This window comes from Nonomuraea sp. NPDC004702 (genome assembly GCF_053601695.1).
The window spans coordinates 1-14,275 of the sequence record NZ_JBSGCE010000127.1 but is presented as its reverse complement, the minus strand read 5'-3'; the positions used below and the strand labels follow the sequence as shown (position 1 = coordinate 14,275).

Here is a 14,275-nt window from a genome sequence, read left to right as displayed (position 1 = left end):
CAATTACATTTTGGCAACGTCTGTAACGGGCCGCGCGGCCGTCCGCGCGGCCCTTTCCATGCCCACCGGGGGAGATGGGCACCTTGACTTCCTGAGAGGAAGGCCGCGACACGCGTCATCCGGCGTACAAGCCGCCCCGGCGAGGCGCACACTGGGGCCTGTGACCGTCCGTAAACGGGTGGACGTCCGCGTCGAAGGCGTCGTCCAGGGCGTGGGGTTCCGCCCCTTCGTGTATTCGCTGGCCAGCAGGCTCGGCCTGGCCGGCCGCGTGCGCAACGACGTCGAGGGGGTGTTCATCGAGGTCGAGGGCGCCCTGGCCGGGGTCGAGGAGTTCCTGACCGCGCTGGAGCGCGACGCGCCCGCCCTGTCGGAGATCGAGAGCGTCACCGTCGTCAGCGGCGCGCCCGCGGGCCACCGGGGCTTCAGCATCGCCGCCGGCGACCCGGCCGGCCCGCGCCGCGCCCTCGTCCCGGCCGACCTGGCCACCTGCGACGACTGCCTGCGCGAGCTGGCCGACCCGGCCGGACGGCGCCACCGCTACCCGTTCATCGCCTGCGCCAACTGCGGGCCGCGCTTCACCGTCGTGCGCGGCGTGCCCTACGACCGGCTGCTGACCACCATGGCCGGGTTCGCGATGTGCGCCGGCTGCGCGGCCGAGTACCACGACCCCGGCGACCGCCACTTCCGCGCCGAGTCCACCTGCTGCCCGGCCTGCGGCCCGTCCCTGCGCCTGCTGGACGCCCGCGGCGCCGAACTGTGCGGCGACCCGGTCAGCGCCTGCGCGACCCTGCTGCGGGCCGGCCGCGTCGTCGCCGTCAAGGGGCTGGGCGGGTTCCACCTGGCCGTGTCCGCCGCCCACCAGGAGGCCGCCGCGGCGCTGCGGGCCCGCAAGCACCGCGCGGAGAAGCCGTTCGCCGTCATGGTCGCCGACCTCGACCAGGCCCGCCGGCTGTGCGCGGTCGACGGGCAGGGCGCGGCGCTGCTCACCGGCCGCGCGCGCCCGATCGTGCTGCTGCCCCGGCTGCCCGGCGCGCCCGTCGCCGACGCCGTCGCGCCCGGCAGCCGCGACCTCGGCCTGATGCTGCCCTGCACGCCGCTGCACCACCTGCTGCTCGCCGAGCTGGCCGAGCCCATGGTCCTGACCAGCGGCAGCGTCGGCGACGAACCCATCGCCTACGAGGACGCCGACGCGGTCACCCGGCTCGGCGGCATCGCCGACGCCTTCCTGGTCCACGACCGGGCCATCCACGTCCCCGCCGACGACTCGGTGCTGCGCCCCTGGTCCGGCGGGCACACCGTGCTGCGCCGCGCCCGCGGCCACGCGCCCGAGCCGCTCACGCTGCGCCGTCCCGCGCCCCGCCCGGTGCTGGCCTGCGGCGCCGAGCTGCGCAGCACCTTCTGCCTGGTACGCGGCCGGCGCGCGTTCCTGTCCCAGCACATCGGCGACCTGGACGACCAGGAGACCCTGCGCTCCTTCGTCGAGGGCATCGACCACTTCTGCGGCCTGTTCGACATCCGCCCCGAGGTCGTCGCCCACGACCTCGACCCCGGCTACCTGTCCACCAGGCACGCCCTGGAGCTGACCGGCGTCGAGCTGGTCGGCGTCCAGCACCACCACGCCCACATCGCCTCCTGCCTGGCCGACAACGGCGAGACGGGCCCGGTGATCGGCGTGGCCCTCGACGGCCCCGGCCACGGCCTCGACGGCACGCTGTGGGGCGGCGAGTTCCTGCGCGCCGACCTGACCTCCTGCCACCGGCTCGGCCACCTGGCCCTGGTCCCGATGCCCGGCGGCGCCGCCGCGGCCCGCCAGCCGTGGCGCATGGCCGCCGCCTACCTGCGCGACGAGCACCCCGGCCTGGACGTCGTCCGCCGCAACGCCGCCCACTGGCCCGACGTGCTGGCCCGGACCCGCACCGGGCTGGGCGCGCCCATGACCTCCAGCGCCGGGCCGCTGTTCGACGCCGTCTCGGCGCTGCTCGGCATCCGGGACGCCGTCACCTACGAGGGGCAGGCGGCCGCCGAGCTCGAACAGCGCGCCGACCCGGCCGAGAGCGGCTCGTACCCGGCGACCATCACCGAGGGCGACCTGCTCGTCGTGCACGCCGCCGACCTCGTCCGGGCCGCCGCCGCCGACGTCGCGGCCGGGGTGGCCACCGGCTCGATCGCGGGCCGCTTCCACAACGGCGTGGCCGACGCCGTCGTGCGCTGCTGCGTCATGCTCAGGGACGGCACCGGCCTGAACACCGTGGCGCTGTCGGGCTCGGTGCTGCAGAACGCGCTGCTGCTCGAACGGGCCGTCGAGCGCCTGCGCGGGGCCGGGTTCCGGGTGCTCACCCACACCCGGGTGCCGCCCGGCGACGGCGGCCTCAGCCTCGGCCAGGCCGCCGTGGCCGCCGCCCGTGACCGGTCCGCGTGACATGCGGCCGGGCGCGCCCGCCAGGTGCCGGGGAACGCCGCCCGGCCCGTCCTAGCATGGCGATCATGCATTTCTTCAACCCCGGCCGCACGCCCTACGCCGAACGCGACCGTGAGCTGATCGGTGTGGAGCACGCCCGGCTCGCCCGCGCCCATTTCGCCCGGCACCCGGCCTACCGGCCCACGCCCGTGCACACCCTGACCGATCTGGCCGGGGCGGGCACCGTGCACGTCAAGGACGAGAGCGGCCGCATGGGCCTGGGCAGCTTCAAGGCGCTGGGCGGGGCCTACGCCGTGCACCGGCTGTCCGAACGGGACGGCGGCGGCACCACGTACGTCTGCGCCAGCGCCGGCAACCACGGCATCTCGGTCGCGGCCGGGGCCAGGGAGCTCGGCGCGCACTGCGTCGTCTACCTCAGCGAGCAGGTGCCCGAGCCGTTCGCGCACCGGCTGCGCGCCCTGGACGCCGAGGTCCGCCGCGAGGGCGGCGACTACGACGCCAGCCTGGCCGCCGCCCTGCACGCCTCCCAGGAGCACGGCTGGCGCCTGGTCGCCGACACCTCCTGGGAGGGCTACGACGACATCCCCCTGGACGTGATGCGCGGCTACACCGTCCTGTTCGACGAGATCGAGATCCCGCCCACCCACGTGTTCGTGCAGGCCGGGGTGGGCGGGCTGGCCGCCGCCGCGGGCGGGTACACGCGCGACCGCTGGGGCGAGCAGCCCAGGATCGTCGTGGTCGAGCCCGACGGCGCGCCCTGCCTGCTGGAGAGCGCCCGCGCGGGACGGCCGGTGCACGCGACCGGTTCGCCCACGCGCCTGGGCAGGCTCGACTGCCTGGAGCCGTCCCTGATCGCCTTCGACCTGCTGAGCCGCCAGGCCGACCTGTTCGTCACCGTGGCCGACGAGCAGGCCGCCGAGGCCGCCGCGCTGCTGGCCGAGCACGGGGTGGCGTTGTCGGAGTGCGGCGCGGCGGGGGCCGCCGGGCTGCTCGCCCTCGACCCGGGCACCCGCGAGGCGATCGCGCTCGGCCCGGCCGCACGGGTGTTGCTGGTGGGAACAGAGGGACCCATGGAACCAAAGTGATCAGCGGGTCGTCAAAAGGGCGTGCATCAAGCTAACCGGCCAAAGCATGCTCGGGGAGACGGCCGGTTGGCCGAGCTCGACCTGCTGCGTTTCCTCGCCGCCCTGGCGGTCGTCGCCTTCCACTACCTGGTGGCCTTCGCCTCGGTCTGGGGGGCCAGGCCCGCCGCGCTGTTCCCCGCGCTGGCGCCCTTCGCCGGGCTGGGCATCCTCGGCGTCGAGCTGTTCTTCGTCATCAGCGGGTTCGTCATCCTCATGACGGTGTGGGGGAGGGGGCTCGGGGCGTTCGCCCGGTCGCGGCTGGTGCGGCTCTACCCGGCGTACTGGCTGAGCCTGGGCGCGGTGGCGGCCCTGTACGGGCTGACCGGCGCCACCGCGCTGGATCCAAAACTTTCACCAGGCCAGTACCTGGTGAACGCCACCATGTTCCAGCGGCTGTTCAAGGTGGCCGACGCCAGCGGCGTCTACTGGTCGCTCTGGGCCGAGCTGCGCTTCTACCTGCTGATCGCGATCCTGGTGATCGCCGGCGTCACGTACGGGCGCGTGCTGGTCTTCTCGGGCGTCTGGCTGGCCGCCGCGCTGGCCGCCAGGTTCGTGGAGAACGATCTGCTGAAGGAGATCGTCATGCCCGACTACGCCCCCTACTTCGTCGCCGGCATGGCCCTCTATCTCATCCACCAGAACCGCAAGGCCCTGCTCCCGTGGCTGTACGTCGCCGCCGGATACGCCATGGCCATTCCCGCCGCGCTGGGCCGCGTGCACCGCCGCATCGACGCCGCCGGGTTCAAGAACATGCCCGTCACCGACACCAGCGTGATCGTCACCCTCACCCTGATCTTCGCCGCCATGGCCCTGGTCGCCCTCGGCCTGATCCGCCTCAAACCCTCCAGGACGCTCACCGCGCTGGGCGCCACCACTTACCCGCTTTACCTCTTCCATGGGGTCACCGCGGCGGCGCTCATCCCGCTGCTCACCGGCGACCTGCCCCCCTGGGCGGTGGCCCTGGTCACGACGCTGGCCGCCGTCGTGCTGTCGTATCTGATCTACTCCTTTGCCGAACGGCCGATCCAGCGACTCCTCAAGCCCCGCAGATCACCGCAAACCACAACAAGCTCCGCCGTACAGATTCAGAAGGCGTCGGTGCCATAACTCTGTGGCCTCGGGGCACTGTGAAGGGCATAGGCTCGGGCATATAAACGGCGGATAGGCAGATCCGGACGAACAGAGGGTGTTGCATGACGGTGCGTCGGGTGATGGGCATCGAGACCGAATACGGCATCTCCGTACCAGGTCAGCCAGGCGCCAATGCGATGGTGACCTCCTCCCAGGTCGTGAACGCCTACCTGGCCGCCTCGGCGGCCCGCGCGCGCAGAGCGCGATGGGACTTCGAGGAGGAGAACCCGCTGCGCGACGCGCGCGGCTTCGACCTGGCCCGGGAGGTCGCCGATCCCAGCCAGCTCACCGACGAGGACCTCGGGCTGGCCAACGTCATCCTCACCAACGGGGCCAGGCTCTACGTCGACCACGCCCACCCGGAGTACTCCTCGCCGGAGTGCACCAACCCGCGGGCCGCGGTCATCTGGGACAAGGCCGGCGAGCGCGTGATGTACGACGCGGCCACCCGCGCCTCGGCGATCCCGTCCAACGCCCCGATCCAGCTCTACAAGAACAACACCGACGCCAAGGGCGCCTCCTACGGCTGCCACGAGAACTACCTGATGCGGCGCGCCACGCCGTTCGCCGACATCGTCCGGCACCTGACGCCGTTCTTCGTCTCGCGGCAGGTCGTCACCGGCGCGGGCAAGGTCGGCATCGGCCAGGACTCCCGCGGCGAGGGCTTCCAGATCAGCCAGCGCGCCGACTTCTTCGAGGTCGAGGTGGGCCTGGAGACCACGCTCAAGCGGCCCATCATCAACACCCGCGACGAGCCGCACGCCGACCCCGAGAAGTACCGCCGGCTGCACGTGATCATCGGCGACGCCAACATGTCGGAGATCTCCACCTATCTCAAGCTCGGCTCCACCGCGCTCGTCCTGGCCATGATCGAAGAGGGCTTCCTGACCCGCGACCTGGCCGTGGAGAACCCCGTCCAGTCGCTGCGGGCGGTCAGCCACGACCCGACCTGCCGCTACGAGATCCCGATGCGCGACGGCCGCAGGCTCACCGCCGTGCAGCTCCAGATGGAGTACCTGGAGCAGGCCCGCAAGTACGTCGAGGAACGCGGCACCGCCCAGGACGAGATGAACAAGGACGTCCTCGACCGCTGGGAGTCCGTGCTCACGCGCCTGGCCGAGGACCCGATGCAGCTCTCGCGCGAGCTCGACTGGGTCGCCAAGCTGGAGCTGCTGGAGGGCTACCGCACCCGCGACAGCCTGCCCTGGTCCCACCCGCGGCTGCAGCTCGTCGACCTCCAGTACTCCGACATCCGCCCCGACCGCGGCCTGTACAACCGGCTCGTGGCGCGCGGGCGCATGCAGCGCCTGATCAGCGAGGAGGAGGTCGAGCGCGCGATCGAGCTGCCGCCGACCGACACCCGCGCCTACTTCCGCGGGCGCTGCCTGAGCCAGTACAGCGAGTCGGTGGCCGCCGCCTCCTGGGACTCGGTGATCTTCGACATCCCCGGCCGGGAGTCCCTGCAGCGCGTGCCCACGCTCGAACCGCTGCGCGGCACCAAGGCCCACGTCGGCGAGCTCTTCGACCGCTGCCGCACCGCGGCCGAGCTGGTCGCGGCGCTGACCGGCACCGGGGAGTAGCCGGGGCCCCGGGGCGTCCCGGGGCTCACAGCAGGCCGATGCCGAGCGTCAGCGTGCCCGCGGCCAGCGAGGCGCCGCCCACCGCGGTCAGCCAGATCAGCCGGTTCGGCTTGGTGTCGCGCGGACGCAGCACCGACAGGAAGAAGCCCAGCGGCATCAGGATGGGCGCGGCCACGATGAGCGTGCGCGTCAGCGCCTTCACGCCTTCGGACAGGCTCGCCTGGTCCACGTACACCATCGCGACCAGGCTGAACAGCACCAGGACGCCCGCGTGCGCGTGCCCGGCCCGCCACAGGCCCCTGCGGACGGGGTTGTCCAGATAGCCCGGCTCGTTGCGCATGAGGAAACGCAGCAGCGTCACACCGCCGAACGCGACGCCGGGGACTGTGATGAGGAGCACACCTGCGGTGTGCAGCGACGAAGGCGACATGTCGGGATCTCCTTGTGTAGAGGTGGATCCATTATTGGATAGGAGTGCTATCCAGTCAAGCTGCCAAGATCGCAGGGCGTTCGACGCGAAATGTCGTCCGGTTCGGGGAAGATATGCCTTAGAGGCAGTCCCCCAAGCGGAGGTAGGACATGGCAACCAAGGACACCGGCGGGCAGAAGCAGACCGGCCGGCGTGAGGCCGAAGTTGAGGAGACCGAGGCCTCGGCGGCGCCGGACGTGCAGGAGCGACAGGAGAAGCTCACTGACGATGTCGACGCGATCCTGGACGAAATCGACGAAGTACTCGAAGAGAACGCAGAGGAATTCGTGCGTTCCTATGTGCAAAAGGGTGGCGAGTAGGGCCAGTAGGGCCTTGTCCTCACCGCTCTGACCATGGGGAAGGATGAGCCCCGGCCGATGCGGCCGGGGCTCACTCCTCTGGCACTCAGCCAGGAGTTCGGTCGGGCGCCGTGTAGTCGACCGCCACGCCGAGCAGCCGGACCGGGCGGTCCAGGTCGAAGCGGCCCAGCGCGGCGAGCGCCGCCTCCGTCAGCGCGCCGGCGTCGGCCGTGGGCCCCGGGAGCGTGCACTGCCGGGTACGGGTCAGGAACGGGGTGAAGCGCACCTTGACCGTCACCCGCGCGCAGAGACGCCCCGCCGCCACGGCGTCGCGGGCGACCTGCCCGGCGAGATCGGCCACCTGGCCGGCGACGGCCTCCCGATCGGTGAGGTCACGGGGAAAGGTGATCTCGCGGCTGTGACCGCGGGCCACCCAGGGAGTGGTGTCCACCTCGGCCTCGCCCCTGCCGAGAGCCAGGTAGTGGTACCAGGGGCCGTTCACCGGACCGAAGGCGCGGGCCAGCTCGGCGGGGTCGGCGGCGGCCAGGTCGGCGACCGTGCGCAGGCCGAGCCCGGCGAGTTTCTTCGCCGTCCGGGCGCCGATGCCCCACAGCGCGTCGGTCGGCCGGTCGTTCATCACCTCGGCCCAGTTCTCGCCGGTCAGGCGGTAGACGCCGGCCGGTTTGGCGAAGGCCGAGGCGAGCTTGGCCTGGTGCTTGTTGTCGCCGATGCCGACCGAGCAGCTCAGCGTGGTGCGGTCCAGCACGACCCGCCGCAGGTCGGCCGCCAGCGCCTCGGGGTCGTCGGTCGTGGCGCCGACGAACGCCTCGTCCCAGCCCCAGACCTCCACCAGCACCGGCAGCTCGCGCAGGGCGGCCATGACGCGCTCGGAGGCGGCCTCGTAGGCGGGCGGGTCGCTGGGCAGGAAGACGGCGTCGGGGCAGCGCCGCAGCGCGGTGCGCAGCGGCATGCCGGAGTGCACGCCGTGCGCGCGGGCCTCGTAGGTGGCGGTCGCGGCGACCGTGCGCGGCTGGGCGGGGTCGCCGGAACCGCCCACGACGACGGGCCTGCCGCGCAGCTCGGGATGGCGCAGCAGCTCGACGGCGGCGATGAACTGGTCGAGGTCGACGTGCAGGATCCAGGACCTGGCCATGAGTCCAGTATGCGAGGCGGGGCGCCCCGGGGTCACAGCAGCCGGTCGTCGCGGTAGACCAGGGCGCGGCGCGGCACGGCCCAGCGGGCGGCGCCGAGCGGCGGCTCCTCGCCCTCCGGCACGACGGCCTGGATGAGCGCGTCCGGCGACTCCAGGGTGATGAGGGTGTGGGTGCCCATGTTCTCCAGGACGGAGACGACGCCGGGGAAGGCGTCGGGGCGCTCGGCGGCGGACAGGTCCATGTACTCCGGGCGCACGCCGTACGTCACGGGGGCGTCGTCGTCCGAGGGCAGGCCGTCGGGCAGGGGGCGCAGGGCGCCGGCCACCTTGAGCCCGGAGCCGGTGACCTGGGCGGGCAGCAGGTTCATCGGGGTGGAGCCGATGAAGGAGGCCACGAACGTGGTGGCCGGCCGGTGGAAGATCTCCGCCGGGGTGCCGACCTGGATCATCGAGCCCCTGGACATGACGGCGATACGGTCGGCCAGCGCGAGCGCCTCGGCCTGGTCGTGGGTGACGAACACGGTGGTGACGGCCAGCTCCCGCTGCAGCCGCTTGAGGAAGGTGCGCGCCTCCAGGCGCAGGCGGGCGTCGAGGTTGGACAGCGGCTCGTCGAACAGGAACGCGGCCGGGTGGCAGGCGATCGCGCGGGCCAGCGCCACCCGCTGCTGCTGGCCGCCGGACAGCTCGGACGGACGCCGCAGCAGCAGCTCGGTGAGGCTGAGCCGGGCCGCGACCTCGGCCGCCTTCTCCGTCCGGCGGGCGCGGGGGACCTTCCTGATGCGCAGCGGGTAGGCGATGTTGGCGGTGACGTCCATGTGGGGGAAGATCGCGTAGTCCTGGAAGACCATGGCGACGTCGCGCTCGCCCGGCGGCAGCGCGGTGACGTCCTTGCCGTTGATGGCGACGGTCCCGGAGGTGGGGGTCTCCAGGCCGGCGATGCTGCGCAGGAGGGTGGTCTTGCCGCAGCCGGAGGGGCCGAGCAGGGCGAAGAACTCGCCGTCCTCGACGGTGAGGGCGAGGTCGTCGAGCGCGCGCACGCCCCCGGGGAACACCTTGGTCAGGCCGTGCAGGGAGATCAACGCTTGATTCCTCCGTGGAAGCGGAAACCGTACCGCTGGGAGACGAACAGGTACATCAGCACCACCGGCAGGGAGTACAGCAGCGAGAAGGCGGAGATGAGGTCGAGCCGGGGCGCGCCGCCCTCGGTGTAGAGCGTGTAGAGGATGATCGAGCCGGGCGCCTTCTCGGGGTCGCGCAGCAGGATGAACTGGAACAGGAAGCCGCCCCACACGCTGGCCAGCGCCCACACGGCGATGGTGGCCAGCCCCGGCCGGACGAGCGGGACCACGATGTGCCGCAGGATCTGCAGCGACGAGGCGCCGAAGACCCGGGCCGACTCCTCGTAGGAGGTGGGCGTCTCGTCCATGAAGTCCTTCAGGATGAAGATCGCGGCGGGCAGCAGACCGGCCGAGACCACGAGGACGACGCCGAGATGGGTGTCGATGAGGCCGAGCCGGGTGGCCAGCTCGAAGATCGGCACCATCGCCGCGGTGCCGGTGACCACGGACGACAGCAGCAGGAGCAGGTAGAGCAGCACGTCGCGGCCGGGCAGCCGCACCCGCGACAGTGCGTAGGCGGCCAGCGCCGACAGGACGACGACCAGCACCGCCGCCCCGCCCCCCTGGATGAGTGAGTTGCGGATCGAGCCCAGCGCGTACGGGTTGTCCAGGACGGCGGCGAAGTTGCGCAACGTGAACTCGGGGATCGACGTGGTGATCGTCGGCGTGTCGTCGAAGGGCGCGCTGGCCAGCCAGAGCATGGGCAGCGCGAAGAAGGCCAGGACGACGGCGACGAACACGGTGGCGGCCAGCCGTCCGAGCGTGTGGCGGATCATGCGGGCGGTCCTCCGGCGGCGGCGACCTCCCGCGTGCGGCGACGTCCGCGCAGCAACCGCAGGTAGGCCAGGGCGAAGACGAGGTTGATCAGCAGGATGAGGAAGGAGATGGCGGCGCCGACGCCGAGCTGCCCGTCCTGGAGGGCGACGCGGTAGACGTACACGGGCAGGATCTCCGAGCGGCCCTCGGGCCCGCCGCCGGTCAGCACGAACGGCGTGAAGTCGTTGAACGTCCACAGGCTGATCAGCAGCAGGTTCGTCAGGACGTGCCGCCTGATGGCGGGCAGCACCACGTCGCGCAGCTGCTGCGGCACGCTCGCGCCGGCCAGCCGGGCGGTCTCCAGGTGCGAGGGCGGCACGTTCTCCAGGGCGGCCGAGTAGAGCATCATCGAGAACGCGGTGCCGCGCCACACGTTGAAGACGATGATCGACAGCAGCGGGTAGTCCAGCAGCCAGGCGAACCCCGGCGTGTGCAGCAGGGCGTTGAGCGTGCCGTCGTCGCGGTCGAGCAGCGCGAACCACAACATGCCGACCACGGTGCTGGGCAGGATCCACGACAGCAGCACCGCGCCCTCGACGACCCGGCGCAGCGGGCCGGTGCGCGAGCGCAGGATCCAGGCCAGGGCGAAGCCCAGCCCGGCCTGCCCGACGACGGCCGAGCCGCCGACGTACAGCAGGGTGAGCCACAGCGAGGACAGGAACCGCGGGTCGGCGAGCGCGGCGGTGTAGTTGTCCAGTCCGACGACCTGGGGGTCGGCGGCGGCCAGGCCGGTCAGCCGGTAGTCGGTCAGGCCGAGGTAGATGGTCCACAGGGCCGGGAAGAGCAGGAAGACGCCGATCAGGACCAGGGCGGGCAGGACGAACGCGACCGCCCTGCCCCGGCCCAGCCCGGCGGCGTCAGCCGCCGACGTTGGCCGCGCCACCGACCAGTCCCTCCAGCTTGCTCCGGTACGCCGCGGCCGCCTCGTCGGCGCTCTTCCCGGCCACCACGGCCGCGGTGGCCTCCTGCAGGGCGGTGGAGACCTGCGGGTAGACGGCCAGGCCCGGCCGGTAGGCGGTGATGGGCAGCACCTCGTCGGCGACGAACTTGAGCATGGGGTCGGCGCTCAGCACCTCTTCGTTGACGTCGGTGCGGGCGCTGACGCGGGCCTGCCCGGCCAGCTGCGACTTGGTCGCGGCGGCCGAGTGCATGAAGGCCAGCAGCTCCCAGGCCGCCTTGGGGTTCTTGGAGAAGGGGTTGAGCACGCGGACCGCCCCGCCGGACATGCTGACGAAGTCCTGGCCGCGGATGCCGCCGCCGGGCTGCCTGGCCGGGATCTTGGCGTAGCCCACGACCTGGTCGCGGTCGGGCATGGGGGCGACCCCGGCCTTGGGCTCGATGACCGAGCGCCAGAAGTAGTCGCTCTCGGCCAGGATGGCGATCTTGCCGGCAGCGAACTGCGCGAAGGACTTGTCGCGGCCCTTGGCCTCCTGCTGGAGCTTGGGGTCGCCGAGCCCGCTGCCGCCGTAGACCTGCTGGTAGAAGCCGAGGACGTCCTTGACGGCCTGGGAGGCGCCGGTCCACTTGCCCGAGGCGTAGATCTCCGCCCCGGCGCCGGCCAACAGCGGCAGCACGCCCTGCATGGTGGTGGCCTCGCCCATGGCGGTGCCGGCGTCGATCTGGAGGGGCGTGGGCACCCCCGCGGCCTTGAGCTTGACGCCGGCGTCGATGATCTGCTGCCAGCTGGTCGGCTGCCAGGTCTCTGGCAGCCCGGCCTTCCTGAACAGCGCCTTGTTGTAGAACAGCACGCGGCCGTCGGTGCCCTGGGGCAAGCCGTACTTCTTGCCGTCGAAGATGCCGAGGCCCTGGACGGCCTGCGGGATCTGCGACCAGCCCTCCCACTGCTCGACGCCGGCGCCGCCGACCTCGGTGAGCGGCTTGATGTATCCGGCCTGGGCGAACTCGCCGACCCAGATGCCGTCGAGGTCGATGACGTCGGCCCCGGTCCTGGACTTGAGGTCGAGCGCGATCTTGGTCTTGTACTGCTCGTCGTCCACGCCGTTGCCCTGGAAGAGCACCTTGACGTTCTGGTGGGTCTTCTCGAACTCGGGGATGACCCACTTCTTGATCCAGACGGCGGACTCGGAGTTCTTGCCGCCCTCGATGGAGTTGGCGGTGATGGTGAGGGTGATGCTGCCCCCGGACTGGGTGCCGGAGCCGCAGGAGGTGAGGGCCAGGACGGCTGCGGCCGCGACGAGCGCGGGCCGGCTGGGAAGTCGCAAGTCGGCCTCCTGTTCAGGACGTGCAGACATACCGACAATCGCACGGGGTGTGGCGGGCGTAAAGAAACGATCTGATGAACGGTTCGCCGTGAGCTGATCGTGGGAAGTGCAGACAGCAACGCAACATGAGTAGGGTCGGCCTAGAGACACTGATGTTGGGAGGGAGTCGCGTGGCACCGAACAGGGATCTGCCCGTCGGCCTGGTGGACCAGCTTTTCCGAAACTCAGGGAACTCCTCGTTCACCGAGTTCGTCGGCTCTTACGCGCCCGAGTTGCTGCCGCAGCGTCACCAGGCGCTGGCCACTCCGATCGGCGACCAGGTCCCGCACGCGACCACGATCGTGGCCGCCACCTTCGCCGGCGGCGTGGTGATGGCGGGCGACCGGCGGGCCACGTCGGGGAACATCATCTCGCAGCGTGACATCGAGAAGGTGTTCCGCTCCGACGACTACTCGTGCATGGGCATCGCGGGCACGGCCAGCACCGGCATCGAGATGGCCCGCCTCTACCGCGTGGAGCTGGAGCACTACGAGAAGATGGAGGGCCGCACGCTCTCGGTGGCGGGCAAGGCCAACCGCCTGGCCACCATGATCCGCGGCAACCTCGGCATGGCGATGCAGGGCCTGGTGGTGGTGCCGCTGTTCGCGGCCTACGACCCCGACCGCGACGAGGGCCGCATCTTCAGCTACGACGTGGCGGGCGGCCCCTACGAGCGCGACCGCTACGACGCCATCGGCTCCGGCTCGATCTTCGCCCGCGGCTCGCTGAAGAAGCTCTACCGCGACGGCGCCTCGGCCGACGACATGGTGATGACGGTGATCCAGGCCCTCTACGACGCGGCCGACGACGACTCGGCGACCGGCGGGCCCGACGTGTCGAGGAAGATCTGGCCGATCGTGTCGGTGATCGACGCCGACGGCTTCCGCAGGCTGACCGACCAGCAGGTGGCCGCCAAGGTCGAACAGATGCTGGAGGCCCGGATGATCTCGCCCGACGGCCCCATCGCCCCGCTGCGCTAGAAAGGACCACTGCCCGTGTCCATGCCTTTTGGATATGCGTCCCCTGAGCAGATCATGCGGGACAAGGCCGACTACGCGCGCAAGGGCATCGCGCGGGGCCGGTCGGTCGTCGTGTTGCAGTACGTCGACGGCATCCTGTTCGTGGCGCCCAACCCGTCGCGGGCGCTGCACAAGATCAGCGAGATCTACGACCGCATCGGGTTCGCCGCCGTCGGCCGCTACAACGAGTTCGAGGAGCTGCGCCTCGGCGGCATCCGCTACGCCGACATCAACGGCTACACCTACGACCGCTCCGACGTGACCGGCCGCGGGCTGGCCAACCTCTACGCCTCCAACCTGGGCCGCATCTTCACCGAGTCGATCAAGTCGCTGGAGGTGGAGGTCGTCGTCGCCGAGGTCGGCGACACGCCCGACGGCGACGCCATCTACCGGCTGACCTTCGACGGCTCGGTGTTCGACGAGCACGGCTTCGCGGCCATGGGCGGCCAGGCCGACGCCGTGGCCGGGCGGCTGAAGGAGCGCTACCGCGAGTCGATGTCGCTGGCCGACGCCCTTGAGGTGGCGCTGGCCGCGCTCACCGAGCCGGGCGGCGAGCGGCCGCCGGTCACCCAGCTGGAGGTCGCGGTGCTCGACCGCAACCGCGAGCACCGCAAGTTCCTGCGGCTGACGGGCGCGCGGCTGGAGCGCCTGCTCGCCCAGACGACGACGTCCGCCACGCAACCCGCCACGCCGCCCGAGGCACCGCCGACCGGGCCCGCCGCGGAGTCGTCCGAGACGACGCCTGAGACTCCGCCCGCCACCCCGCCCGCCACCCCGCCCACCGCGCCGCCGACCGGTCCGCCCACGGGCCCCGAAGGCCCGGAAGCCCGGTTCCACCTTTTTCGGGCTATGCCGCCTTTCGCCGCTTTCGCCAGGCGGACAGGCC

12 protein-coding genes and 1 pseudogene are annotated in these 14,275 nt (G+C 71.7%); 7 read left to right on the top strand and 6 right to left on the bottom strand.

Features of this window, described 5'->3' with window-relative positions; translation table 11 throughout:
* The first annotated feature begins 160 nt into the window (after nucleotides 1-160).
* The 4 genes from hypF (at nucleotide 161) to dop (ending at nucleotide 6,254) form a co-directional block, all read left to right on the top strand.
* Nucleotides 161-2,419: a carbamoyltransferase HypF gene (hypF, locus tag ACWEJ6_RS52445; protein ID WP_452433150.1), complete on the top strand. Its 2,259-nt coding sequence runs from the start codon at nucleotides 161-163 to the stop codon at nucleotides 2,417-2,419.
* A gap of 65 nt (nucleotides 2,420-2,484) precedes the next feature.
* Nucleotides 2,485-3,504: a pyridoxal-phosphate dependent enzyme gene (locus ACWEJ6_RS52440; protein WP_452433148.1), complete on the top strand. Its 1,020-nt coding sequence runs from the start codon at nucleotides 2,485-2,487 to the stop codon at nucleotides 3,502-3,504.
* 66 nt (nucleotides 3,505-3,570) lie between these two features.
* Nucleotides 3,571-4,650 (top strand): acyltransferase family protein, encoded by a 1,080-nt coding sequence (locus tag ACWEJ6_RS52435; RefSeq protein WP_452433146.1) that lies wholly within the window; start codon nucleotides 3,571-3,573, stop codon nucleotides 4,648-4,650.
* An 86-nt stretch (nucleotides 4,651-4,736) separates the two neighbouring features.
* Entirely contained in the window at nucleotides 4,737-6,254 is a 1,518-nt protein-coding gene (gene dop, locus ACWEJ6_RS52430) for a depupylase/deamidase Dop (protein ID WP_358299020.1), read from the top strand.
* A 25-nt stretch (nucleotides 6,255-6,279) separates the two neighbouring features.
* On the opposite strand, the gene ACWEJ6_RS52425 is transcribed toward dop, so the two are convergent.
* Complete coding sequence (locus tag ACWEJ6_RS52425) at nucleotides 6,280-6,684, bottom strand: hypothetical protein (RefSeq protein ID WP_352327589.1); 405 nt, start codon at nucleotides 6,682-6,684, stop codon at nucleotides 6,280-6,282.
* Between the two features lie 149 nt (nucleotides 6,685-6,833).
* Here ACWEJ6_RS52425 and ACWEJ6_RS52420 point away from each other — a divergent pair, with 149 nt between their 5' ends.
* Complete coding sequence (locus ACWEJ6_RS52420) at nucleotides 6,834-7,043, top strand: ubiquitin-like protein Pup (RefSeq protein ID WP_132622197.1); 210 nt, start codon at nucleotides 6,834-6,836, stop codon at nucleotides 7,041-7,043.
* A gap of 85 nt (nucleotides 7,044-7,128) precedes the next feature.
* Here ACWEJ6_RS52420 and ACWEJ6_RS52415 read toward each other — a convergent pair whose 3' ends face one another.
* The 5 genes from ACWEJ6_RS52415 to ACWEJ6_RS52395 are packed head-to-tail and all read right to left on the bottom strand — an operon-like array spanning nucleotide 7,129 to nucleotide 12,331.
* Nucleotides 7,129-8,175 (bottom strand): DNA polymerase IV, encoded by a 1,047-nt coding sequence (locus ACWEJ6_RS52415; RefSeq protein WP_452433144.1) that lies wholly within the window; start codon nucleotides 8,173-8,175, stop codon nucleotides 7,129-7,131.
* A 32-nt stretch (nucleotides 8,176-8,207) separates the two neighbouring features.
* Nucleotides 8,208-9,254, bottom strand: a complete 1,047-nt coding sequence (locus ACWEJ6_RS52410; RefSeq protein WP_452433143.1) for an ABC transporter ATP-binding protein — start codon at nucleotides 9,252-9,254, stop codon at nucleotides 8,208-8,210.
* Nucleotides 9,251-10,069, bottom strand: coding sequence for a carbohydrate ABC transporter permease (locus tag ACWEJ6_RS52405; protein WP_352364067.1), 819 nt, complete (start codon nucleotides 10,067-10,069; stop codon nucleotides 9,251-9,253). The genes ACWEJ6_RS52410 and ACWEJ6_RS52405 overlap by 4 nt, the downstream gene beginning before the upstream one ends.
* Complete coding sequence (locus ACWEJ6_RS52400) at nucleotides 10,066-10,992, bottom strand: carbohydrate ABC transporter permease (RefSeq protein ID WP_357977328.1); 927 nt, start codon at nucleotides 10,990-10,992, stop codon at nucleotides 10,066-10,068. The genes ACWEJ6_RS52405 and ACWEJ6_RS52400 overlap by 4 nt, the downstream gene beginning before the upstream one ends.
* Nucleotides 10,967-12,331 (bottom strand): extracellular solute-binding protein, encoded by a 1,365-nt coding sequence (locus tag ACWEJ6_RS52395; RefSeq protein ID WP_452433141.1) that lies wholly within the window; start codon nucleotides 12,329-12,331, stop codon nucleotides 10,967-10,969. The genes ACWEJ6_RS52400 and ACWEJ6_RS52395 overlap by 26 nt, the downstream gene beginning before the upstream one ends.
* Before the next feature lie 170 nt (nucleotides 12,332-12,501).
* Between ACWEJ6_RS52395 and prcB the strand changes: the two genes are divergently transcribed.
* A complete protein-coding gene (prcB, locus tag ACWEJ6_RS52390) occupies nucleotides 12,502-13,350 on the top strand; it encodes a proteasome subunit beta (protein ID WP_352364073.1) in 849 nt (282 codons plus the stop codon).
* Nucleotides 13,351-13,371: 21 nt separating this feature from the next.
* Nucleotides 13,372-14,115: pseudogene (gene prcA / locus ACWEJ6_RS52385) on the top strand (proteasome subunit alpha); the annotation flags it as partial.
* Nucleotides 14,116-14,275: the final 160 nt, after the last annotated feature.

What these genes read in the sequence shown, in the direction of transcription:
- ACWEJ6_RS52420 (WP_132622197.1), top strand. Translation starts at nt 6,834, where the DNA reads ATGGCAACCAAGGACACCGGCGGGCAGAAGCAGACCGGCCGGCGTGAG.
- dop (WP_358299020.1), top strand. Translation starts at nt 4,737, where the DNA reads ATGACGGTGCGTCGGGTGATGGGCATCGAGACCGAATACGGCATCTCC.
- ACWEJ6_RS52440 (WP_452433148.1), top strand. Translation starts at nt 2,485, where the DNA reads ATGCATTTCTTCAACCCCGGCCGCACGCCCTACGCCGAACGCGACCGT.
- ACWEJ6_RS52425 (WP_352327589.1), bottom strand. Translation starts at nt 6,684, where the DNA reads ATGTCGCCTTCGTCGCTGCACACCGCAGGTGTGCTCCTCATCACAGTC.
- ACWEJ6_RS52415 (WP_452433144.1), bottom strand. Translation starts at nt 8,175, where the DNA reads ATGGCCAGGTCCTGGATCCTGCACGTCGACCTCGACCAGTTCATCGCC.
- ACWEJ6_RS52405 (WP_352364067.1), bottom strand. Translation starts at nt 10,069, where the DNA reads ATGATCCGCCACACGCTCGGACGGCTGGCCGCCACCGTGTTCGTCGCC.